23 protein-coding genes are annotated in these 22,065 nt (G+C 67.3%); 9 read left to right on the top strand and 14 right to left on the bottom strand.

All coding sequences use genetic code 11. The features are described from left to right. The first annotated feature begins 50 nt into the window (after positions 1-50). Positions 51-1,295: a cytochrome P450 gene (locus IGS68_RS17520; protein ID WP_201071956.1), complete on the top strand. Its 1,245-nt coding sequence runs from the start codon at positions 51-53 to the stop codon at positions 1,293-1,295. Between the two features lie 111 nt (positions 1,296-1,406). Here the strand turns inward: IGS68_RS17520 and motB are convergent, their stop codons facing one another. Together motB and motA are read right to left on the bottom strand one after the other, a co-directional pair. Then, the gene (motB, locus tag IGS68_RS17525; RefSeq protein WP_201071959.1) at positions 1,407-2,357 is read right to left on the bottom strand and encodes a flagellar motor protein MotB; all 951 of its coding nucleotides are present in this window, start codon (positions 2,355-2,357) and stop codon (positions 1,407-1,409) included. Positions 2,358-2,372: 15 nt separating this feature from the next. Further along, positions 2,373-3,233: a flagellar motor stator protein MotA gene (motA, locus tag IGS68_RS17530; protein WP_201071962.1), complete on the bottom strand. Its 861-nt coding sequence runs from the start codon at positions 3,231-3,233 to the stop codon at positions 2,373-2,375. 189 nt (positions 3,234-3,422) lie between these two features. Between motA and IGS68_RS17535 the strand changes: the two genes are divergently transcribed. The 3 genes from IGS68_RS17535 (at position 3,423) to IGS68_RS17540 (ending at position 5,212) form a co-directional block, all read left to right on the top strand. Next, on the top strand, positions 3,423-3,902 hold the full coding sequence (locus IGS68_RS17535) for a flavin reductase family protein (RefSeq protein WP_201071965.1): 480 nt from the start codon (positions 3,423-3,425) through the stop codon (positions 3,900-3,902). 180 nt (positions 3,903-4,082) lie between these two features. Then, complete coding sequence (locus IGS68_RS36010) at positions 4,083-4,217, top strand: hypothetical protein (RefSeq protein ID WP_256445687.1); 135 nt, start codon at positions 4,083-4,085, stop codon at positions 4,215-4,217. Positions 4,218-4,732: 515 nt separating this feature from the next. Then, entirely contained in the window at positions 4,733-5,212 is a 480-nt protein-coding gene (locus IGS68_RS17540; protein ID WP_201071968.1) for a Panacea domain-containing protein, read from the top strand. Between the two features lie 22 nt (positions 5,213-5,234). Here IGS68_RS17540 and IGS68_RS17545 read toward each other — a convergent pair whose 3' ends face one another. Both IGS68_RS17545 and IGS68_RS17550 read right to left on the bottom strand, forming a co-directional pair. Continuing rightward, a complete protein-coding gene (locus tag IGS68_RS17545; RefSeq protein ID WP_201071971.1) occupies positions 5,235-6,200 on the bottom strand; it encodes a hypothetical protein in 966 nt (321 codons plus the stop codon). A 35-nt stretch (positions 6,201-6,235) separates the two neighbouring features. After that, a complete protein-coding gene (locus tag IGS68_RS17550; protein WP_201071973.1) occupies positions 6,236-6,472 on the bottom strand; it encodes a hypothetical protein in 237 nt (78 codons plus the stop codon). A gap of 739 nt (positions 6,473-7,211) precedes the next feature. Here IGS68_RS17550 and IGS68_RS17555 point away from each other — a divergent pair. Then, complete coding sequence (locus tag IGS68_RS17555) at positions 7,212-7,853, top strand: terminase small subunit (protein ID WP_201071975.1); 642 nt, start codon at positions 7,212-7,214, stop codon at positions 7,851-7,853. A gap of 251 nt (positions 7,854-8,104) precedes the next feature. Here the strand turns inward: IGS68_RS17555 and preA are convergent, their stop codons facing one another. Together preA and IGS68_RS17565 are read right to left on the bottom strand one after the other, a co-directional pair. Beyond that, complete coding sequence (gene preA, locus IGS68_RS17560; RefSeq protein WP_201071976.1) at positions 8,105-9,382, bottom strand: NAD-dependent dihydropyrimidine dehydrogenase subunit PreA; 1,278 nt, start codon at positions 9,380-9,382, stop codon at positions 8,105-8,107. A 60-nt stretch (positions 9,383-9,442) separates the two neighbouring features. Next, positions 9,443-10,810, bottom strand: coding sequence for an NAD(P)-dependent oxidoreductase (locus IGS68_RS17565; protein ID WP_247880947.1), 1,368 nt, complete (start codon positions 10,808-10,810; stop codon positions 9,443-9,445). A gap of 135 nt (positions 10,811-10,945) precedes the next feature. Between IGS68_RS17565 and IGS68_RS17570 the strand changes: the two genes are divergently transcribed. Then, positions 10,946-11,641: a TetR/AcrR family transcriptional regulator gene (locus IGS68_RS17570; protein ID WP_247880948.1), complete on the top strand. Its 696-nt coding sequence runs from the start codon at positions 10,946-10,948 to the stop codon at positions 11,639-11,641. After that, positions 11,638-12,405: a DeoR/GlpR family DNA-binding transcription regulator gene (locus tag IGS68_RS17575; protein ID WP_201071978.1), complete on the top strand. Its 768-nt coding sequence runs from the start codon at positions 11,638-11,640 to the stop codon at positions 12,403-12,405. Before IGS68_RS17570 ends, IGS68_RS17575 begins: the two co-directional genes overlap by 4 nt. A gap of 4 nt (positions 12,406-12,409) precedes the next feature. On the opposite strand, the gene IGS68_RS17580 is transcribed toward IGS68_RS17575, so the two are convergent. Continuing rightward, positions 12,410-13,339, bottom strand: coding sequence for a CHAD domain-containing protein (locus tag IGS68_RS17580; protein ID WP_201071980.1), 930 nt, complete (start codon positions 13,337-13,339; stop codon positions 12,410-12,412). 224 nt (positions 13,340-13,563) lie between these two features. Here IGS68_RS17580 and IGS68_RS17585 point away from each other — a divergent pair, with 224 nt between their 5' ends. Next, positions 13,564-14,352 (top strand): metallophosphoesterase family protein, encoded by a 789-nt coding sequence (locus IGS68_RS17585; protein WP_201071982.1) that lies wholly within the window; start codon positions 13,564-13,566, stop codon positions 14,350-14,352. Between the two features lie 13 nt (positions 14,353-14,365). Here IGS68_RS17585 and IGS68_RS17590 read toward each other — a convergent pair whose 3' ends face one another. Then, a complete protein-coding gene (locus tag IGS68_RS17590) occupies positions 14,366-14,851 on the bottom strand; it encodes a YajQ family cyclic di-GMP-binding protein (protein ID WP_201071984.1) in 486 nt (161 codons plus the stop codon). Between the two features lie 153 nt (positions 14,852-15,004). Between IGS68_RS17590 and IGS68_RS17595 the strand changes: the two genes are divergently transcribed. Then, positions 15,005-15,418, top strand: coding sequence for a hypothetical protein (locus IGS68_RS17595; protein ID WP_201071987.1), 414 nt, complete (start codon positions 15,005-15,007; stop codon positions 15,416-15,418). On the opposite strand, the gene IGS68_RS17600 is transcribed toward IGS68_RS17595, so the two are convergent. The 6 genes from IGS68_RS17600 to IGS68_RS17625 form a co-directional block, all read right to left on the bottom strand. Further along, complete coding sequence (locus IGS68_RS17600; RefSeq protein WP_201071989.1) at positions 15,390-16,040, bottom strand: HAD hydrolase-like protein; 651 nt, start codon at positions 16,038-16,040, stop codon at positions 15,390-15,392. The two genes, IGS68_RS17595 and IGS68_RS17600, sit on opposite strands and share 29 nt — an antisense overlap. 286 nt (positions 16,041-16,326) lie before the next feature. Continuing rightward, positions 16,327-17,343: a peptide ABC transporter ATP-binding protein gene (locus tag IGS68_RS17605; protein ID WP_201071991.1), complete on the bottom strand. Its 1,017-nt coding sequence runs from the start codon at positions 17,341-17,343 to the stop codon at positions 16,327-16,329. Continuing rightward, positions 17,340-18,320: an ABC transporter ATP-binding protein gene (locus tag IGS68_RS17610; protein ID WP_201071993.1), complete on the bottom strand. Its 981-nt coding sequence runs from the start codon at positions 18,318-18,320 to the stop codon at positions 17,340-17,342. The genes IGS68_RS17605 and IGS68_RS17610 overlap by 4 nt, the downstream gene beginning before the upstream one ends. A 9-nt stretch (positions 18,321-18,329) precedes the next feature. Beyond that, on the bottom strand, positions 18,330-19,253 hold the full coding sequence (locus IGS68_RS17615; protein ID WP_201071995.1) for an ABC transporter permease subunit: 924 nt from the start codon (positions 19,251-19,253) through the stop codon (positions 18,330-18,332). A 3-nt stretch (positions 19,254-19,256) separates the two neighbouring features. Beyond that, positions 19,257-20,270 carry an ABC transporter permease subunit gene (locus IGS68_RS17620; RefSeq protein WP_201071997.1) on the bottom strand — a complete coding sequence of 338 codons (1,014 nt, stop codon included), beginning with the start codon at positions 20,268-20,270 and terminating at the stop codon, positions 19,257-19,259. A 78-nt stretch (positions 20,271-20,348) separates the two neighbouring features. After that, positions 20,349-21,941, bottom strand: a complete 1,593-nt coding sequence (locus IGS68_RS17625) for an ABC transporter substrate-binding protein (protein WP_201071999.1) — start codon at positions 21,939-21,941, stop codon at positions 20,349-20,351. Positions 21,942-22,065 lie beyond the last annotated feature (124 nt).

Below are 22,065 nucleotides of genomic sequence, written 5' to 3' on the forward strand. Positions count from 1 at the left end.
CCGGCGGCCGGTTGACCGGGGCAGTTCCAACCCCGACCCATGGAGACCCGATGCCGGACATCCCTCGCGACAAGTCCCCGGACAGCACGCTCTCGCTGCTGAAGGAAGGCTACCTGTTCATCCCCAACCGCTGCCGCCGCCTGGGGTCGGATATCTTCAGGACCCGCCTGATGCTCCGCCCGGCCGTGTGCATGAGCGGCCCGGAGGCCGCGCGGGAGTTCTACAGCCCGGGCCGGTTCACGCGGAAGCAGGCTGTTCCGAAGCCGACGCTGATGCTGCTCCAGGACAAGGGCAGCGTCCAGACGCTTGACGGTGAGGCCCACCAGGACCGCAAGCGCATGTTCATGTCGCTGATGACGCCCGACGCGGTCGTTCGGATGGGCGACGCGCTGGAGCGGGCCTGGCGCGCCCGGCTGCCGGCCTGGGAAGGCATGGACAGGGTCGTGCTCCACGACGAGGTCCAGGGCGTGCTGTGCCGGGCGGCCTGCGACTGGGCGGGCGTGCCCCTGGACGACGCCGAGCTCCCGGAGCGGACGCGCGAGTTCGGCGCCATGGTGGACGGCGCCGGCGCCGTGGGCCCTCGCAACTGGCGGGGCCTGATGCTGCGCCGCCGGACGGAGAAATGGGCGCGGGACCTGGTCGAGCGGGTCCGGAGCGGCGACCTGCCGGCGCCTCCGGGGACCGCGCTGGACGTCATCGCCCGGTTCCGGGGCAAGGACGGCGGCCAGCTTCCGCCGGACGCGGCGGCGGTCGAGCTGCTCAACATCCTGAGGCCGACGGTCGCCGTCCACCGTTTCGTCACCTTCGCGGCGCTGGCGCTCCACCAGCATCCCGGGACGCGCGGCCAGGCGGCGGAGGACGACCGATACCTGGAGATGTTCGTCCAGGAGGTCCGGCGCTTCTATCCCTTCTTCCCCCTGGTCGGCGGCCGGGTGATGGAGCCCTTCGAGTGGCGCGGCCACCGCTTCGGCCGGAACGACTGGGTGCTGCTCGACCTCTACGGCACCAACCACGACCCCCGCACCTGGAAGGACCCCGGCAGGTTCGATCCCGAACGCTTCGTCGGCTGGGACGGCAGCCCGTTCAACTTCATCCCCCAGGGCGGCGGCGACTTCGGGCGCGACCACCGCTGCGCGGGGGAATGGATCACCATCGAGCTGATCAAGCGGGCGGTGCGGATGCTGACCACCGCGATGCGCTACGACGTGCCGCGCCAGGACCTCGACGTCCCGATGTCGCGCTTGCCCACGATGCCGAACAGCGGCTTCGCGATCGCCGAAGTCAAGGCAGCCTGACTCGCCGCACCGTGTTGCGCCATGGGCGCACCCTACGGCTCGATGCAGGGCGGAGGTGATTCGGGCCAAAGGTCGTAGGTTGCGCCCACGGCGCAACGCATCGGATCAATCCTACCGCCGGGGCGGCGGCGGCTTGGCGTCTCGCAGCAGGACGATGCTGATGCGGCGGTTGCGCGGCGACTGCGGATCGTCCTGGAACAGGTGCTCGCGGTCGGCGCGGCCGACGACGGTCTCGATCCGGCTCTCGTCGATGCCGCCGGCGATCAAGGCGCGCCGGCTGGCGTTGGCCCGGTCGGTGGACAGTTCCCAGTTGCCGTACACGTCGCCCCGGGCGAACCGTGTCCCGTCGGTGTGGCCGCTGATCGACAGCCTGTTGGGCAGGCGGCCCACCGCCTGCGCCACCAGTCCCAGGAGCTGGCGGGTCGGCGCGTACATCTGGGAGCTGCCGAGCGGGAACATGGAATAGTTCGCCTGGTCGACGATCTGGATGCGCAGCCCCTCCGGCGTCTGCTCGATCATCAGGCTCTCGGCGAGCTGGGCCAGCTCCGGCACGCCCTCGATCGCCTTGCGCAGGGTCTTCTCCGCCTCCTCGAACTGCCGCTGCTCGCGCCGCGCCATCTCCTCGCGCAGCGCCCGCTCCTCGATCTGCCGGGCGCTCATCCCGGCGCGGTCGTACAGCTCCTCCGAGTTCAGGTCGGGCTCCCGGTCGGACTCGCCGGCCCGGCTGGGGGTCGGCTGGGCGACGTTGAGCGGGGCTCCGGGCGAGATCATGGCGCCCGGCACCGTGATGGTCAGCCCGCCCAGCACGCCGCCGCTGCCGCTGGTCGAGCGCGACACGCTGGCCGGGCTGAAATAGTCGGCGATGCCCTGGCGCTGCTCCGACGTGGTGACGTTGAGCAGCCAGAGCAGCAGGAAGAAGGCCATCATCGCCGTCACGAAGTCGGCATAGGCGACCTTCCAGGCGCCGCCGTGATGGGCGTCGTGGCGCGACTTCTTCTTGCGCTTGATGATGACGACCGGCTGCTGGCCGCCGGACGGCGGGGAGGACTGCGGAGGCGCCATGGCGGGGCCGCCTCCTCAGGCCGGCGGCAGCGCCGACGTCGCCTCTTCGACCTCGTAGAAGGTCGGCCGGACGTCGGACAGCAGGGCCTTGCGGGCGTATTCCACCGAGACGGCGGGGGCGTAGCCGTGCAGGTGGGCCAGCAGGCCCGCCTTCATGCACTGGAAATACTTCGCCTCGGCCTCGTACACCGCCTTCAGCGAGCTGGCGATCGGCGCGATGAAGCCGTAGGAGATCCAGACGCCCAGGAAGGTCCCGACCAGCGCGCCGCCGATCAGCTTGCCCAGCACTTCCGGCGGCTCGGTGATGGAGCCCATGGTCTTGATCACGCCCAGCACCGCCGCGACGATGCCCAGCGCCGGCATGCCGTCGGCCATGGTCTGGATGGCGCCCGAGATCTGGGCATGCTCCTGGTGATGGGTCTCCAGCTCCTCGTCCATCAGGCTTTCCAGCTCGTGCGGATTGTCCGAGCCCAGCGACATCAGGCGGAGATAGTCGCACAGGAAGACGACGGCGTGGTGGTCGGAGTGGAACTTCGGGAACTGCTGGAACAGCGAGCTCTCCTCGGGCTTCTCGATATGCTGCTCCAGCGCCAGAAGCCCGCGCGTCTTGGCGATCTTGAAGACCTGGTACTGCAGGCTGAGCAGCTCCAGGTAGCTTTCCTTGTTGTAGCGGGACCCCTTCAGCAGGGTGACCATCGCCTTGCCGCAGCGGCCGAGCACCGTCTTCGGGTTGGAGATGATGAAGGCGCCGATCGCGGCGCCCACGATGATGACGACCTCGAACGGCTGCCACAGCACGGCGAGATGCCCACCCATGGCCGCGTAGCCGCCCAGCACGCAGGCCAGGACGGTGATGGAGCCTATGATGAAAAGCATATCGAGGAGCAGCCACCGCGTGAAGGTCAGGGAAACCGACCCGCAGAGTCGTTCAGTTTCGTTAAGAAGCCCTTAGTGACCGTGCGGGAGTAGGATTCGCCGGGGTACATGAGGCTTGCGCGCCGTCCCCGCCTGCTATACCGAAGCACGCGACATGCACCCCGAGCCCACGGCAATGAGTCCAGCGCGATGAGTTTCGACCGGCGGGCGTTCCGAAACGCCCTTGGATGCTTCGCCACGGGCATCACCGTGGTCACCACGGCGAACGACGCCGGGGAACCGTTCGGGCTGACCGCCAACTCCTTCAGCTCGGTGTCGCTCGACCCGCCCCTGGTCCTGTTCTGCCTGGCCCGCTCGTCCAACGCCCTGGACGCCTTCACCGCCTCCGGCCGCTTCGCCGTCAACGTCCTGGCCGAGACCCAGCGCGACCTGTCCGTCCGCTTCTCCACCGCGATCGGCGACCGCTGGGACGGCGTCGAGTGGGAAGCCTGGGAGACCGGCGCCCCTATCCTGAAAGGCTGCCTCGCCTCCCTCGACTGCACCACCGAAGCCGTCCACGACGGCGGCGACCACGTCATCCTGGTCGGCCGGGTCAAGCGCCTGTCCTCCCTGGCGGACGGCAAGCCCCTGCTCTACTACAAGGGCGACTACGCCCGCGTGGAGGAGTGAGGGCGGGCGGACCGCCTCGTGCGCCACCGTCCGAACCGATTGACCGATCAGTGGTATGGCACTACTTTTGTCGAGTGGAGCGGCAGCTTCATGATCGGGGATTCCCGCACCGGGAGACCGGCCCGGGGCTGATCCGGGAGCCCTACGGCATAGATGTCCATGGACATGGGGAGCAGGACGATGAGGCGCGCTTTCGCTTGCATTGCCGAAGGACGTGACGGCGAGTGGGAAGCCTTCTGCCTCGATCTGGATCTGGCCGTCGCGGGAACCAGCTTCGAAGAGGTCTATCGCGACCTCAACAAGGCCATTGATTAAAGGGGTCAGAGTGACTTTTTGGGAATTATCCAGCGCTGAGTTGCTACCGCTCCTGCCAAACCGCGTCTGGATTTGCGGGAGCAGACCTCGCTCGGCGCCTGTCTGCATGCTCTCCCGATGGGAAGGGGAACCTGAGCGATCCTTAAGCCCAAAGGTGCACACTTTCGAGCCACCGACTGCTTTTCCACCGTGAAAGAGAAGCGTCGTTGAGTTCTTCCGGAACTTCCAAAGCAGAGATAGCGGCATCAACCGCTCCAAGTTCCACCTCATCGTATGATGGAAAAACTACAATCCAATCACAATCATTTGATATCAAGCCAACAGCGCCGGTTAATCAACTGCTTAGCGGGCCGGGGTCGAGTTGGTTCAAGTTGTCGGATACAGACGGTCATGGGGATCGATTCAGTCCCGTCGAGGCTTTTTGCTATTGCAGCCAATGACCTCCCGGGACCATATTCCGGCCAGAACGGAAGGCCGATTGAATAGCAGGCCACTATCCCTGTGCAAGGTGCGACATGGCAACGGCACGGCAGATCGCCGACTACATCATTCGTTTCAGCCAGGACAGAGGCGATCCGATCACCAACTTGAAATTGCAAAAACTCGTATACTATTCACATGCTTGGCATTTGGCCCTGACCGGCCGCCCGCTCTTCTCCGAGAGGATCGAGGCGTGGGTGCATGGCCCTGTGGTCCCGTCGCTGTATCAGGAGTTCCGAGGGTACAAATGGAACCCCATCAGCGAGCGTCCTCGGGAACCCGACCTTCCAGACGACATCAGGAAGCACCTGGATGAGGTCCTTGAGGTTTACGGCATCGAGACAGCATACGCACTCGAAAGAATGACGCATCAGGAAGAGCCATGGCTGAAGGCCAGGGGCGGAATTCCTGAAGATCAAGAGTGCCGCAATCCGATCAATGACATGGACATGCTACAATTCTATAAGAAGATGGGCGATGCCGAAGATCCGAAAGAGCAGAGTTCAAAGCGATGATTCTATCAAGAACCGCACAGTCCTAACCGAAACAGGTATCAAGTTCTCCTTCAAGTATATCGACCTTCATACCGATGACGATTTCTCGACGAACGCTGTGGGCGACGGCTATCTGATATGCCTGTTGGAACGGCTCCGCGACCTGAACGGCATGACCATGAATGAATTTAGGGGAGACCGCGGGAAGACACTTCGCGCACACCCCCACGACTGGGGAAAGACTTCCAGGCCAGGGGGATTCAAGCATCTGAACGACCAGCTTCGCCAGATCCAGGGATGGCAATTCTGCCTGTCGGCCAACGAACACGGCCGTGTCCACGGCTTTTTCATAGACGACACATTTTACGTCATCTGGCTTGATCCAAAGCACAATCTGTACGCCGCATAGCCTGCTTGCCGATCCACCGAAGCAGCCATCAGCACGGGCTCCGGACCGTCGATCCTGGCGGTCGGACCGTTCCGCCCGCACCTCCTCGTCCGCCCACGCCACTGTCATCAGCACCAACCTCCCGCGTGCCCCCTCCCCCGCACCCCCCGCCTCTGGCGCGAGCGGCACGCCGGCCACGGCCAGCAACCTCCCGGCCCGCGCATGCACTGCGCGCGCCCCCGGCGTCAGGAAACCCCTCATCGCGCGTTGGCTCCGCGCCACCCGGCGGACGAACGGCGCGACCTTGCGCGTCCGCGCCCCGTCGCGCCAGTCCGTGCCGGCGAAGAACAAGGGCAGGCCGAGCAGGGCGGAGGCCACGGGCATCATGGTGTCGCAACGCATGCCGCCGGGATCGTACACCAGCATGAAGTCCATGCATGCCGGCTCCCCGGCGTCGGTGTTCCAGAAATGCCTGCGGATCTCCGACCAGCGCGGCGGCCGGCCTTCGCGCCGGTTCTGGTTGCCGCGCCGGACGGTCAGCAGATGGTCGAGCGGCGGGTGACCGGTCAGCCACGCGCAGCAGGGATACCGGTATTCCAGCGGATCGAAACGGACAACCATGGTCAAGGTCTCCAACGACCGGGCCATGCAGGCGCCTACTGCATCCGACCGGGCGGGTGCGCGTTGGCGGCGAGCATCGCCCTGAAGATCGCGCGGACCTGTTCCGCGCCGAGGCCGGACACCGCCATGCCGGCCGCCACCATGGCGTCGGTCGGCTCCGCTTCGGTCACGGTGATGCTGTAGTCCCTCAGGGCCTCGACGATGCCAAGGGCGGTGTCCAGCAGGCGTGAGGGGGCGTCCGCCGCCCCGTCCGGGTCGTCGTCGTATTGCATGTCGAGTCGTTCCTCCGCCGCCGGGCTGTACGGAACAGGCCGGAATCGTGCCGGGTTCGGGCCCGGGATCGGGCAGCCGCCGGCGTTCCGTGACGTGCGGCCCGGTCATGGTCCGGATACGGGAAAACGGTCGCGGCGAAAGCCGCCGCCGTTCAGCCGGATAGGGTCAGGCGCGGCGGTTCAGCCGGCGTGCGGGGACGGATCGGGAACGGGTGTTCCCGCCGCCGCAGCGGTCGGGACCACTGCGGCGGCGGAGAACAATGAGTGGCGCAGATACGCGCCGGTTGTGCTAAAGCTGGTGATAGCCATCGATTTGCTTCCTTAACCCAGGAGATCGGTGGTCAGGTCGGGCTGAGGAGTTCCTAGGCTCCTCGTCCGACCGCCCTGCGGGTGCATGGGCATGCGGACTCTGCGACGGGAGTCCGCATAAGTCAATCTTGATGAGAAGTTTAGGCGCATTCTCCGCCTCAACCGCAAGCGGCGCGGTCAACCCCGTGCGGAGGCGGCAATCGGAAGGCGTCGAATCAGTTCTCCCGTCTCAGTAGAGCAAATCCCCACCATCCCGCACGCGGTCCGGCGTACTGGAGGGTGCGCGTCCCGCGCACCACGGGCGGCGGGACGCCGCCCCTCCGCAGCGTCTTCCGCCCCGCAATACCCCATCGCAAAGGATTGATATCCTCGACAATCTAAGACAATACACCTATCCCAAGCACCACCCGTCCACCCGGAGCGCACCCGCATGCCCGATACCGCCGCAGACCAGGACCTCCCCCACCGGCAGGAGGCCTTCGCCCGCCATGTCGCCTCCGGCCGGAGCCTGACGGCGGCCGCCCGGCTTTCCGGCTATGCCTGGGACAGCGCCCGCCAGGCCGGGTCGCGGCTGATGCGCGATGCCCGCGTCGCGGCGCGTGTGGCGGAGCTGATCGACGCCGAGGACACCCGCCGGCGCGAGGAAACGGACGAGATGGTCGGCGCGCTCAAGCGGGTGATGCTCGACGCCCTGGAAAAGCAGAATCACTTCGCCGTGCTACGGGCCGTCGATCGGATCGCCCGCTTCCGCAACCTCCTGCCCACGTCCCGCGACCCCCTCGCCGTTTTCGACACCGACGACGATGGTCCCGCGGCACCCCCCGAACCGCCACCGGAGCCGGAACCCGAACCGGCCCCGCCGCCCGAGGAAATCGACTACAACCACGAGGACAGCGAGTCCGCCGTCGCCACGGCCCGCCGCATGCTGCGCTGCATGGCCTATTTGGAGGACCACCTCCCCGAGATCGCCTGCCGGCTCTCCCAGACCAGCCAGGCCCTGCGCTACTTCGACCGGAAAGGCCGGCTGCTCCCGCGCAGCCAATGGCCGGCGCTACCCGCCGCGGCAGGATGAGCCATGATGACGAATGCTGACATCCGCGGCCTTCCCCGGGGGTGTCACCGTGCCTCCCTGCAGGGCGATCCGCGGGTCAAGCCCGCGGATGACGGCAAGAATGAAGGAAAGCCCCCTTGGAAAACGCTTCAGGCCCGATCTGAAATCGTCGCGGTCCACCGCAACGAGGATGACCGATGATGACCAACATCGACCCCTGCGGCGTACTCACCGGAGGGTCACCATCGCCCCAGCACCCTCCGCCCCGCTCGCTACTCCGCCGCCTCCCGCCGCATCGGGTTGTTGGGATGGTCCTTCCAGGTCAGGAAGGGCTTGCCCTCATCGCGCCGCTCCATGGTGATGCAGTTCTCGACCGGGCAGACATGCATGCACAGGTTACAGCCGACGCATTCCTCCTCGATCACCTCATAGCGCCGCGCGCCCGCCGTCCGAAGGGCGCCGATCGCCTGGTGCGCGGTGTCCTCGCAGGCGATGTGGCACAGGCCGCACTTGATGCAGCTGTCCTGGTCGATATGGGCGACGATCTTGTAGTTGAGGTTCAGGTCCTCCCAGTGGACATAGTTCGGGATCGCCATCCCGGTGAAGTCCTTCACCTCCCCGAAGCCCCGGCCGTCCATCCAGTTGGCCAGCCCGTCGGCCATCTCCTCGACGATGCGGAAGCCGTGGTGCATCGCGGCGGTGCAGACCTGGACCGTGCTGGCGCCCAGGCTGATGAACTCCGCCGCGTCCCGCCAGGTGGAGACGCCGCCGATGCCGCTGATCGCCATGCCCTGGCATTCCGGGTCGCGGGCGATGTCGGCCACCATGCGCATGGCGATCGGCTTGACCGCCGGGCCGCAATAGCCGCCGTGGGTGCCCTTGCCGTCCACCGTGGGCGTCGGCGCCATCGCGTCCAGGTCCACCGACATGATGGACTGGATCGTATTGATCAGCGACACCGCGTCGGCGCCGCCGCGCTTCGCCGCCCGCGCCGGACCCAGGATGTCGGTGATGTTGGGCGTCAGCTTGACGATCACCGGCATGCGGCTGTGCTGCTTGCACCAGCGGGTGACCATCTCGACATATTCGGGCACCTGCCCCACCGCCGAGCCCATGCCGCGCTCCGACATGCCGTGCGGGCAACCGAAGTTCAGCTCGATGCCGTCGGCCCCGGTCTCCTCGACCCGGCGCAGGATGCGTTTCCAGCTCTCCTCCTCGCACGGGACCATCAGCGACACGACCATGGCCCGGTCGGGGAACCTCTGCTTGACCGACTTGATCTCCTGAAGGTTGATCTCCAGCGGCCGGTCGGTGATCAGCTCGATATTGTTGAACCCGGCGACGCGGGTGCCGTTGTAGCTGAAGGCGCCGTAGCGCGACGATACGTTGACGACCGGCGGGTCCTCCCCCAGCGTCTTCCACACCACGCCGCCCCAGCCAGCCTCGAAGGCGCGGACGACGTTGTATTCCTTGTCCGTCGGCGGCGCGGAGGCCAGCCAGAACGGGTTGGGCGACCGGATGCCGACGAAGTTGCTGACCAGACTTGCCATGACGCTATCTCCCCTTCCCTGTCCCGAACTTCCCTTTTCCGCCCGATCCGACCCCGGCCGTCACGACGCGCCCAGCAGGCGGTGGATCGCTTCCGCCGCCACCTTGCCGTCCTGCACCGCCGACACGGTCAGGTCGATGCCCGGCACGCAGTCGCCGCCGGCGAACACGTTGGGAAGGGAGGTCTGCCGGTCCTCGTTGACCGCGAAACGGCCGTCGGGCCGGAACTCCAGCAGCTCCGCCAGTTCGGCGTCGCCGGCCGCGGCCGGAACGAAGCACTGGCCGATCGCCTTGAACACCATGTCGGCCGGGATGCGGAACAGCTCCCCGGTGCCGGCCAGCCGGCCGGCCTCGTCCAGGACGGTGTATTCGAACTCGACCTCCCGGACATGGCCGCCCGCCCCGATCACCCGGCGCGGCTGCGCCCAGTGCTTGATCCGGACGCCGTTGGTCTGCGCCCATTCCTGCTCGGCGCCCGTCGCCGACATGGCGTCGGGGCGGCGGCGATAGACGATCGTGACGTCCTCCGCCCCCAGCCGCTTCGACTGGGTCGCCACGTCGATGGCGGTGTTGCCGCCGCCGATCACGACGATCCGGCGCCCGACCGGCAGCGCCGACTTGTCCGGCGCCTGCCGCAGGGCGGCGATGAAATCGACCGCGTTGACGACGCCGTCCAGCTCCTCGCCCTCGATCCGCAGAGCGTTGACCGCGTTGTGGCCCAGCCCCAGGAACACCGCGCCGTAGCCGGCCCGCAACTCCGCCAGGGTGACGTCGCGTCCCAGCGCCTTGCCGTGCTCGATGGTGATGCCGCCCATCGACAGGATGAAATCCACCTCGCGCTGGGCGAAATCGTTGGTCACCTTGTAGGCGGCGATGCCGTACTCGTTGAGGCCGCCGGGCTTCTCCCGCGCCTCGAACACGGTCACCTCGTGGCCGTGCATCGCCAGCCGGTGCGCGCAGGACAGGCCGGCCGGGCCGGCGCCGACCACGGCGACCTTGCGGCCGGTCGGGGCCGCCCGCTGGAAGGGCTGGATGCCGCGCTCGAACAGCCAGTCCGTGGCGTAGCGCTGGAGCGCGCCGATCGCGACCGGCTTGTGCTCCTGCGCGGTGCGGACGCAGGCCTGCTCGCACAGGATCTCGGTCGGGCACACCCGGGCGCACATGCCGCCCATGACGTTCTCCTCCAGGATCGTCACGGCGGAGCCCTTGACGTTGTCCCCGGCGATCTTCTTGATGAAGCTGGGGATGTCGATGCCGGTCGGGCAGGCCTCCATGCACGGCGCGTCGTAGCAGTAATAGCAGCGGGCCGCCTCGATCAGCGCCTGCTTGCGGCTCAGCGGCGGCGTGGCATCCTCGAAGTTGGCCTCGTACTCCCGCGGCGACAGCCGCCTGGGGGCGATGTCCGCCGGCACGTCCATCACGCTCGTCATCCCGCCTTCTCCTGTTCCGTTGATCCGATCCTGTCGGGCCGTTGGTCGGCGTCTTTTGACGAATGCTATAAACAAATTGACCGCTTGGTCAACTTGTTTCAAAAATGGTCATCCATGGGACGGAATGATGCTCGAATGGGCGACGTGATGAATAATTCGGCTGCTTCCGGCGCCGCTCCCGCTCCACGGGGGCGCATCCGGCGGGAGAACGAGACTCGCATCCTGGAGGCGGCCGAGCGGGTCTTCGCCGAGACCGGGCTCGCCGGGGCCACCATGGCGCAGATCGCCCAGGCGGCGGGGCTGCCCAAGGCCAACCTGCATTACTATTTCGGCACCAAGGAACAGCTCTACCAGGCGGTGCTGACCGGCATCCTGGAGCTGTGGCTGGACGCCACCGACATGATCCGCCCGGAAAGCGATCCGGCGGAGGCGATTTCCGGCTATGTCCGTGCCAAGATGCGCCATTCCCGGCACCGGCCGCTGGCGTCCAAGGTGTTCGCCAACGAATTGCTGAGCGGCGCGCCGTTCCTGACCGACTATCTGGAGATCGACTTGAGGAAGCGGGTGGAAGCCAAGTCCCGGATCATCGCGGGCTGGATCGCGGAGGGGCGGATGGCGGCCCTCGATCCCCGGCATCTCTTCTTCATGCTGTGGGGCATGACCCAGACCTACGCCGACTTCGCCGTCCAGATCCGGGCGGTGATGGAGGTGGAAAGCCTGAGCGACGCGGCGTGGGAGGAGGCGACCGCCGAGGTCGTCGCGTTCGTGCTGCGCGGCTGCGGCATGAGCACCTCGGCGGCCTCGGCGGCCCCGGCGGGAGCGGCCCGGTGAAGAGCGACACCCGCCAGCAGCGCATCCTCGACCTTGCCGGCCGCCAGGGCTTCGTCTCGATCGACGGGCTGTCGCGCCAGTTCGAGGTGACTCCCCAGACCATCCGGCGCGACATCAACCAGCTCTGCGAGCAGGGCCTGCTGGAGCGCCACCACGGCGGCGCCGTCCCCCGCTCCACCACCCACAACGTCGACTATGTGGAGCGCAAGGCGCTGGGGTCGGAGGCCAAGCGGGCGATCGGCCGGCTGGTATCGCGCCACGTGCCGGAAGGCGTCTCGCTGTTCATCAATATCGGCACCACGACCGAGGCGGTCGCCCAGGAGCTGGTCGGCCACAAGAACCTCAGCGTCATCACCAACAACCTCAACGTGGCGGCCTTCCTGGCGGCCGGCACCGACCTGGACGTGCTGGTGGCCGGCGGGCTGGTGCGCAACCGCGACGGCGGCATCATCGGCGAGGCGACGATCGACTTCATCAACCAGTTCAAGGTCGATATCGGTATCATCGGGATCAGCGGCATCGACCTGGACGGCACCCTGCTCGACTTCGACTACCGCGAGGTTCGGGTCGCCCAGGCGATCATCCGCAACGCCCGCACCGTCTTCCTGTGCGCCGACCACAGCAAGTTCGGCCGCAACGCCATGGTGCGGCTCGGCCATATCGGCGAGGTCTCGGCCCTCTTCACCGATCGCGCGCCCCCGGCGCCGCTGGCCGACGTGCTGGCGGCCCACGACGTGGAGGTGCATATCGCGGCGGGGGAGTGAGCCGTCACGCCGCGCGGCTGACCGGCTCGCTCTTCCACAGGTCCCACCAGGCTTCCATGCGGGTCATGAAGGTCTTGGGCTTGTCGAGATAGAGCCGGGCGCCCAGCATGCGGCTCGCCGCCTGGAGCTCGGACCGCCGCCGGTCGATCATGCCGGCCAGCGGCCGCACCAGGACCGGGCCGCCGAAGGCCTGCTCCTCGGCCTCCAGCATGCAGCACAGCACGGCGAGGTCGTGCTCGTCGCCGAGCAGGCTGCCCAGTTCCCCGAACTCCCCGGCCAGGGCGCGGACCGTGCCCGGCCAAACCGGCGTCAACAATCTCAGGTGGTAGGAGAGATACTTCGCCTGCTTGCGCCAGTCGTGGAAGTCATGGGCGGTCGGCGCGTCGCCCAGCGCCTCCAGGCGCCTCGCCCCGTCGCGGTAGACCTTGTGCAGGCCGGGCCGCAGCACCTTGAAGCCGGGGCTCCGCAGGGTCCAGGTCTCGACCCGGCCGCGCACCTCGCGCAGCATGCCGGCGACCTCCTCGGTGGTCCGCTCCTGCTCCAGGTGCTCGGCGGAGGCCCGCTCGCACCGCTCGACCAGGACGCCCCGGACCTGAACGAACCCGCCGGCGCCGTCGCTGCCCTGGCGCCCGACCAGCTTGTCCAGGGTCTCGACCATGACCGACGCGTCGCGCACGGCGGACAGCCTGCGCTGGGCGTCGCGGAAGAACCCGTTCTCCCGGACATAGGCATTGCCCAGCCCGCCGCGGGCGAGCCGCAGCAGCGCCCGGATCTTCTTGCACCCCTTGCGGGCATCGTGCACCGCCTTGTGGCGCTCCCTGCCTCCAGACTGGGCGCCGCCCGTCAGGGCCGCCTCGGCCTTGTCGATCTGCTCCAGGGCGATGCGGCGGACGCCCTGGGGCACGGTCTCTTCCGGCGTAAAGCAGTACGCCATTCCTCGACTCTCCTCGATATCTGCTGCTGGCCCGGACTTTGCTGGACCGGTTCGAACTGGCAACAGGCGGAGGCTTCCTTCCTCTCGGCCGCCCCGATCGGTTTCGACGGTATCGGTACTGCTTCAGGGATCGCCGCCGCCCCTCGACAAAGCTGCTCGACCGCCCTCGATAACCCTCGCAGAAGGACCCTGCAGCGCTTATTTCTGTGACAGAAGGGGGACTGATGAGCGTACCGGAAAGATCAGGCAACGTGGTGTTGAGTTTTCTGCGCAAGCGCCAGGATGTGGAACAGGTGGCGGCGACGGTGCCCAAGGGCATCCGCGTCTATGCCGTCGGCGACATCCACGGCCGCGCGGATCTCCTGATGCGCCTGCTCGATATGGTGACCGACGACGCCAGGGCCTCGCCGGGGCCGGTCAACTATCTAGTCTTCCTGGGTGACTACGTGGACCGCGGCCTGCACTCCCGCCAGGTCATCGACCTGATGATCGGCGGCCCGCCGGCGACCTTCGGGGCGGTTCATCTGCGCGGCAACCACGAGGCCGCCTTCCAGGAGTTCATGACGACTCCGGCGGCCGGCTCGGGATGGTTCAAGTATGGCGGCCTGGCGACGCTGCACAGCTACGGCATCCAGATCCCCTCGGGCCTGACGCCGGAGGAGCGGATCTCCTACGCCCAGCAGGAGCTGCGGCGCGTGGTTCCGCCCGCCCATGTCAGCTTCCTGAACCATCTGCGGCCGAGCCTGACCATCGGCGACTATTTCTTCACCCATGCCGGGGTTCGTCCGGGCGTTCCGCTGAACCGCCAGGACAAGGACGACATGATGTGGATCCGGGACGACTTTCTGAACTCGACCGCGGACCACGGCAAGATCGTGGTCCACGGCCACACCATCACCGACCTGCCGGAGATCCGCAGCAACCGCATCGGCATCGACACCGGGGCCTATGCCAGCGGCCACCTGACCTGCCTGGTGCTGGAGGGCGACCGCCGCCGCTTCCTGGCGACCTGACGCCCCAGCCGGCTCAGTCCCGGAAATTGATGTATTGCAGGGGCTGCTCGATCTTCAGTCCCTTGACCAGGGCGATGGCGGACTGGAGGTCGTCGATCTTCTTGCCGGTGACGCGCAGCTCGTCGCCCTGGATCGACGCCTGGACCTTCATCTTGCTGTCCTTGATCGCCTTGGTGATCTTCTTCGCGAGCTCCTTGTCGATCCCCTGCTTTACCGTGATCACCTGGCGCACCGAGTTGCCGGCCGCCTTCTCCGGCTTGCCGTAGTCGAGCGCGCCGGGATCGAGCTTGCGCCGGGTGAAGTGGACGACCAGCAGCTCGTGCATCTGCTTGAGCTTCAGGTCGTCGTCGGCCGCGACGGTCAGCTCGTTGTCCTTGCGCTCGATCGAGCAGTGCGACCCCTTGAAGTCGTAGCGCTGTCCGATCTCGCGGGTCACCCCGTCCAGGGCGTTGTCGACTTCGGCAATCTCGGTCTTGGAAACGATATCGAACGACGGCATGGCCCCACTCGTATTCTTGTGCTTCTGGAATCCGATCGGACCCTAGCACGCCGGACGGCAAAACCATACTGTGCGGAGTGTTGAAAGACCGCCGCCAGGGCACAGCTATTCTACCGATGTTCCGCCGGAAGGCCCCACCAGAGGAGACCAGGAATGCCCAATCTCGACCGCGACAGCTTCATCGCCCTGCTCGACCGCCTCGGCGATCCTGACGAGGCCGCGGTCCTGGCAAGCGCGCGGGAGATCGACCGGCGGGTCCGGGAGAGCGGGATCGGCTGGAACGACCTGCTGGTTCCGCCGCCCGGAGCCGTCGACGACGACTATCACGGCGCGTTCACCGACGACGATCCCTTGGAAGTCGAACCGGCCCGGCGGCCCGGCGGCTATCCGAACGACCTGACCCTGATCGAGGAACTCCTCGCCCACGACACCCTGTCGCCCGGCACCCGGCAGGAGCTGCTGGACTTCAAGTCCGACATCGCCGACGGCGAGTTCACCGACATGGACTCCAAGTACCTGCGCGACCTCCACGCCCGCCTCACCCGGCAGGCCCGCCGCTCCGCCTGACCAGGGCCGGAACGATCTCGCGGACCCGCTCGAAGAGCACCAGCGGCGCCTGATCCGCCAGCACCGCGGGCGTGGCGTAGCCCCAGGCCACCGCGGCGAACGGGATGCCCTGGGCGCGGGCGGCATCGGCGTCGCGGACCTCGTCGCCGATGCAGATCGCCTGTGCCGGCGCCACGCCGCCGTGGCGGAGCGCCGCCTTGAACCGCGCCCCCTTCCCGAAGATCGACGCGCCGCAGCCGTAATGGCCGATCAGCGCGGCATTGTCCGGTCCCAGGACCCGCCTGACATTGGCTTCCGAGTTGGAGCTGACGACGGCCAGCCCAATGCCCGCGATCCTCAGGCCACGCAGCATCTCCGGCACGCCGTCGAACAGCGGGATGCGCTCGATGTCCGCCGCCATCAGCCCCTTCATATGCCGGGCGATCAGGGGGAGCTTCCAGACCGGAACCTCCAGGTGCCGCAGGATCTCCCGGTTACCCAGTCCGCGCAGGGCCTCGAACTCCGCCGCATCGGGCGCCCTCAGCCGGTAGCGCTCCGCCACCTGGCCGAAGACGGACCGGAACCAGGGAAGGGAGTCGGCGAGGGTTCCATCGAAGTCGAAGATGGCGAGGCGGTGGTTCATGGGGGCTGATCTTGCAGGCGAATGAAGGCTCCGTCACGATATACGCCGCACGACGCGGATCGATCTCAGGGGATGAAATTCCTAAGGCGCTGTGCTATAGGATCTCGCGGGCGTTCACCCCGCGGGATCCTTGACATGGAAATAGGACAAAGCTGGCGGGGCGGCGGATGCGGCGCGGCCCCTTGCCGGCGCAGCCCTCTCCCGAAATGATGGCATCCGCGGACATGGCCCGACCATGCTGCGGGGGCGGCATCGCCGGGATGAGGGCTGGCCGCATGCGGCAGGGTCAGTCCATCCGCTCCGCGTAGTGGCAGGCCACCCGCCTGCCGTCGACTTCCCGGAGGGCGGGCACCTCGTCGGCGCAGCGCTGGGTCATGTGCGGGCAGCGCTTGTGGTAGGGGCAGCCCGACGGCGGGTTGATCGGCGACGGCAGCTCGCCGGAGGGCGGCGGGATCTCCTGGCGGAGCGCCGCGTTGACCCGGGGGGTCGCCGCCATCAGGGCGCGGGTGTAGGGGTGGCGCGGGTGGGCGAAGACGGTTTCCTTCGGCCCGTGCTCGACCGGGCGGCCCAGATACATCACCATCACGTCGTCGGCGATGTGCCGCACCACGCTCAGGTCGTGGCTGATGAACAGGTAGGCGAGATCCAGCTCCTCCTGAAGGTCCATCATCAGGTTCAGCACCTGCGCCTGGATCGATACGTCGAGCGCCGACACCGGCTCGTCCGCCACCACCACCCGCGGGTTCAGCATCAGCGCCCGCGCGATGGCGATCCGCTGGCGCTGGCCGCCGGAGAACATGTGGGGATAGCGGTCGTACTGGTCCGGCCGGAGGCCGACCTTGGCCATCATGGCGGAGGCCCGCTCGCGCCGCTCCGCCCGGCCCAGGCCGGTATTGATGACCAGCGGCTCCTCCAGGATCGTGCCGATGCGCTTGCGCGGATTGAGCGAGCCGTAAGGGTTCTGGAAAACCATCTGCACCTTGCGGCGCAAAGCCTTCGCCTCCGCCCGGCTCACCCCGGTCACGTCGCTGCCGTCGAACTTCAGCTGGCCCGACGTGGGAGGGTCGATCAGGGTCACCATGCGGGCCAGCGTGGACTTGCCGCAGCCGGACTCGCCGACCACCGCCAGCGTCCGGCCGGTCTGGAGCGCGAAGGACACGCCGTCCACCGCCTTGACCGTGGCGTCGGCGCGGAACAGGCCGCGCTTCAGCCGGTAATGCTTCTTCAGGTCCACGGCGTCCAGCACGGTCTCGCGCCGGGCGCGGGCCGCCGGCCAGTCCGGCGTCTTCGGGGCCGCGGTCATGCCGCCACCCCGCCGGTCACCTGGAGCGGGTAGAAGCAGCGGGCCGTCCCGCTCTCGTCCGGGAACAGCGGCACCGCATGGGTGCGGCACTTCTCCTGGACGAAGGCGCAGCGCGGATTGAACAGGCAGCCGCGCGGCCGGTCGGCGATGCCGGGCACCACGCCGGGGATGGTCGGCAGCCGCCGCTTGCCGATCGCCCGCTCCGGCAGCGCGTCGAGCAGCGCCCCGGTATAGGGGTGCTGCGGATGGGTGAAGAGGTCGCGGGCAGAGCGGTTCTCCACCACCTGGCCGGCATACATCACCGAGACGCGCTGCGCCGTCTCGGCGACCACGCCCATGTCGTGGGTGATCAGGATCAGCGCCATGCCGCGGTCCTTCTGGAGGTCGAGCAGCAGGTCGAGGATCTGCTTCTGGATCGTCACGTCGAGCGCGGTGGTCGGCTCGTCGGCGATCAGCAGGCGCGGATTGCAGGCGATCGCCATGGCGATCATCACCCGCTGGTTCATGCCGCCGGAAAGCTGGTGGGGAAAGGACGACAGCCGGCTTTCCGGCGCCGGGATGCCGACCTGTTCCAGCAGTTCGATCGTCCGGCGCTTGCGTTCGGTGCGCCCCATGTTCTCGTGGACCTTCAGGCTCTCCATGATCTGGAAGCCGACGGTGAAGCACGGGTTGAGGCTGGTCATGGGCTCCTGGAAGACCATCGCCACATCCTTGCCGGTCAGCTTGCGGCGCTGGCGTTCGGTGAGGGTGCGGAGGTCCCGGCCGTCGAACTCCATCTTGTCGGCTACGACGCGGCCGTTGTTGGCGATCAGGCCCATGACGGCCAGCGAGGTGACGCTCTTGCCGGAGCCGGACTCGCCGACGATGCCGAGGACTTCGCCCTCGTCCACCGTCAGGTCGATGCCGTCGACCGCCCGGAACGTACCGGCGCGGGTCGAGAACTCGACGGACAGGTTTCGGATATCGAGCAGAGGCATGGAGTGCCCTTATCGCTTCAGTTTCGGGTCGAGGGCGTCGCGCAGCCCGTCGCCCAGCAGGTTGAAGGCCAGCACCGTGATCAGGATGGCGAGGCCGGGGAACGTGACCACCCACCAGGCGCGGCTGACGAACTCGCGGGCCGAGGCCAGCATGGTCCCCCACTCCGGCGTCGGCGGCTGCGCGCCGAGGCCGAGGAATCCCAGCGCCGCCGCGTCCAGGATCGCGGTCGAGAAGCCCAGGGTGGCCTGCACGATCAGCGGCGCCGTGCAGTTCGGCAGCACCGTGATGAACATCAGCCGAAGCACGCCGGCGCCGCTGACCTTGCTGGCCACGACATAGTCCTTGGACAGCTCGGTGATGACGGCGGCCCGGGTCAGCCGGGTATAGTGCGGCAGCACGACCAGGCTGATCGCGATCATCGCGTTGGTCAGGCTGGGTCCCAGGATCGCGACGATGACGATGGCGAGCAGCAGCGACGGCAGGGCCAGCATGATGTCGCACAGCCGCATGATCGCGATGTCGGTGACGCCGCGGGCGAATCCGGCGACCAGCCCCAGCATCACCCCGATCGCCAGCGACAGGGTCACCACGATGATGCCGATCAACAGCGACAGCCGGGCGCCGTGGATGATGCGGGACAGGATGTCCCGGCCGACGTCGTCGGTCCCCATGGGAAAGGCCAGCGAGCCGCCCTCCGCCCAGAACGGCGGCCGGAGGATGGAGTCCCGGAACTGCTCCGTCGGCGAGTAGGGCGCCACCACGTCCGCCAGGATCGCGGCCAGCGCCACGATCACGATCACCACCAGCCCGGCGACGGCTCCCTTGTTCTGGGCGAAGTAGTGCCAGAACTCGCCGAACTGCGACGGTGGGCGCTGGGTCGGCAAGGGCGCTCCGGCCGGTGCCGCGGCGTCGATCTGTGTCTCTACGGCCATGGCTCAGTGCCCCCCGTGGCGGATTCGCGGATTGAGGATGCCGTAGGTCAGGTCGACCAGCAGGTTGACCAGCATGATCACGGCGGCGACCAGCAGCACGCCGCCCTGGAGCACGGGATAGTCCCGCCGGGCAACCGACTCGATCAGCCACTTGCCGATGCCCGGCCAGGCGAAGATGGTCTCGGTCAGGATGGCGCCGGCGAACAGCACGCCGACCTGGAGGCCGATGACGGTCACCACCGGGATCAGGGCGTTCCGCAGCGCGTGCTGGGCGATCACCCGGAAGGGCGCCAGCCCCTTGGCGCGGGCGGTGCGGATATAGTCCTCGCCCAGCACCTCCAGCATCGACGACCGGGTCATGCGCGCGATCACCGCGAGCGGGATCGTGCCCAGCACGATGGCGGGCAGGATCAGGTGGGACAGGGCCGAGGCGAAGGCCCCCTCCTCGTCCGACAGCAGGCTGTCGATCAGCATGAAGCCGGTCACCGGCTCCACCCAGTACATCACGGAGATGCGGCCGGACACCGGCGTCCAGCCCAGGTTGACCGAGAACAGCAGGATCAGCAGCAGCGCCCACCAGAAGATCGGCATGGAATAGCCGGTCAGGCTGATCCCCATCAGGCTGTGGTCGAACATCGACCCGCGCTTGACCGCCGCGAGGATGCCCAGGGGCAGGCCGATGATCATGGCGAACAGGATCGCGCAGACCGACAGCTCGATGGTCGCCGGGAACAGGGTCAGGAACTCGTCCAGGACGGGCGTGCGCGTCACGACCGACTGGCCGAGGTCGCCGCGCACCACGTCGGCGATGTAGGTGCCGTACTGGACCATCAGGGGCTTGTCCAGGCCCATGGCGGCCCGCAGCTCGGCATGGCGCTCGGGGGAGATGCCGCGCTCGCCGGCCATCAGCTCGACCGGGTCGCCCGGGACCAGCCGGATCAGCGCGAAGGTCAGCAGGGTCACGCCGATGAACGTCGGAATGATCAGGCTGAACCGGGTCAGAATGAAACGGAACATGGTCAGCTTTATGTCTGCGGAAAAGCGAGATCACCCCCTGCCCGGCGGACAGGGGGGGTCTTCAGCTTCCGATCGGTTCTACTGCAGGTCCACGCCGTAGAAGATGTGGCCGCCGAACGGATCGATCTTGTAGTTCTGGACTTCCTTGCGGATCGGCTCGAAGACGACGGAGTGGGCGACGGTCACCCACGGCGCCTGCTCCTTGAACACGACCTGGGCCTGTTCATAGAACTTCGTGCGCTCCGCGATGTCGGGCGTCCGCTTGGCCTTGATCAGCAGGTCGTTGAACGGCTGGTGGCAGAAGCGGGCGCGGTTGGCGCTGCCGACCGCCTCGCAGCCCAGCAGGACGTACAGGAAGTTGTCGGGGTCGCCGTTGTCGCCGGTCCAGCCCATCAGCATGGTCTGGTGCTCGCCGTCCTTGGTGCGGCGCAGGTACTCGCCCCACTCGTAGCTGACGATCCTGACCCTGACGCCGATCTTCGCCCAGTCGGCCTGGACCATCTCGGCCATGCGGCGGGCATTGGGGTTGTAGGGCCGCTGCACCGGCATGGCCCACAGGTCGGTCTCGAACCCGTTGGGGAACCCGGCGTCGGCCAGCAGCTTGCGCGCGGCCTCCGGATCGTACTTGGTGTCCTCCACCGCGTCGTTATACGACCAGATGGTCGGCGGGATCGGGTTCTTGGCCTTCTTGCCCGCGCCCTGATAGACCGCCTCGATGATGGCGTCCTTGTTGACCGCCATGCTCAGCGCCTGCCGCACCTTGGCGTTGGTGAAGGGCTCCTTCTCGGTGTTGAAGGCGAGATAGCCGACGTTCAGGCCTTCCTGCGACATCAGGTTGACGGCGGGGTCGGTCTTCATGGCGGCGAGGTCGGCCGGGTTCGGATAGGCCATGACATGGCACTCGCCGGCCTTCAGCTTGGCGTAGCGGACCGAGGCGTCGGGCGTGATCGAGAAGACCAGCGTATCGATCGGCGCCTTGCCCGCCCAGTACTCGGGGTTGGCCCGGTAGCGGATGACGGCGTCCTTCTGGTAGCCGACGAACTGGAAGGGGCCGGTGCCGACCGGCTCCTGGTCGACCTTGGTCTGGGTGCCGGCCTTGGCCATCTGGTCGGCGTACTCGGCCGACTGGATGGAAGCGAAATCCATCGCGAGGTTGGCGAGGAACGGCGCCTCGGGCTCGTTGAGGATGAACTTGACCGTGTAGTCGTCCACCGCCTCGATGCTCTTCAGCAGCTTGGGCATGTCCATGCTGTTGAAATACTCGTAAGCGCCACCGGACACCGCGTGGTAGGGGTGCTCGGACTTCCACTGGCGCTCGAACGAGAAGACCACGTCCTGGGCGTTGAAGTCGCGTGTCGGCTTGAACGATTTGGAGGTGTGGAACTTCACCCCCTTGCGGAGCTTGAAAGTGTATTCGAGCCCCTCCTCCGACACCTCCCAGGACTCGGCCAGGCCGGGAACGATCGTGGTCGTGCCGCGCTCGAAATGGACGAGCTTGTCGAAGACCTGCCGCGACGTCGCATCAAATGTCGTGCCCGCCGTGAAAAACGCAGGATTGAAACCCTCCGGGCTCCCTTCGGAGCAATAAACCAGAGTTTTTGCCGCGAGCGGTGAAGCGAAGCCCGCCGCGAGAGCCAACCCGAGGGCTGCTCCGCGCAGTGCTTGATGCATTATAAGCCTCCTGTAAGCGTCTTTTCTTCGGACAGCTCTTTCAAGCGCGACTACCGGCGCCGAGATGTCATGGCCCGCAGAATAGCCCGACCGGGAGAGTGACTGTCAATGTTAATGGATTGTT

Source organism: Skermanella sp. TT6 (genome assembly GCF_016653635.2).
Taxonomy (GTDB): Bacteria; Pseudomonadota; Alphaproteobacteria; order Azospirillales; family Azospirillaceae; genus Skermanella; species Skermanella cutis.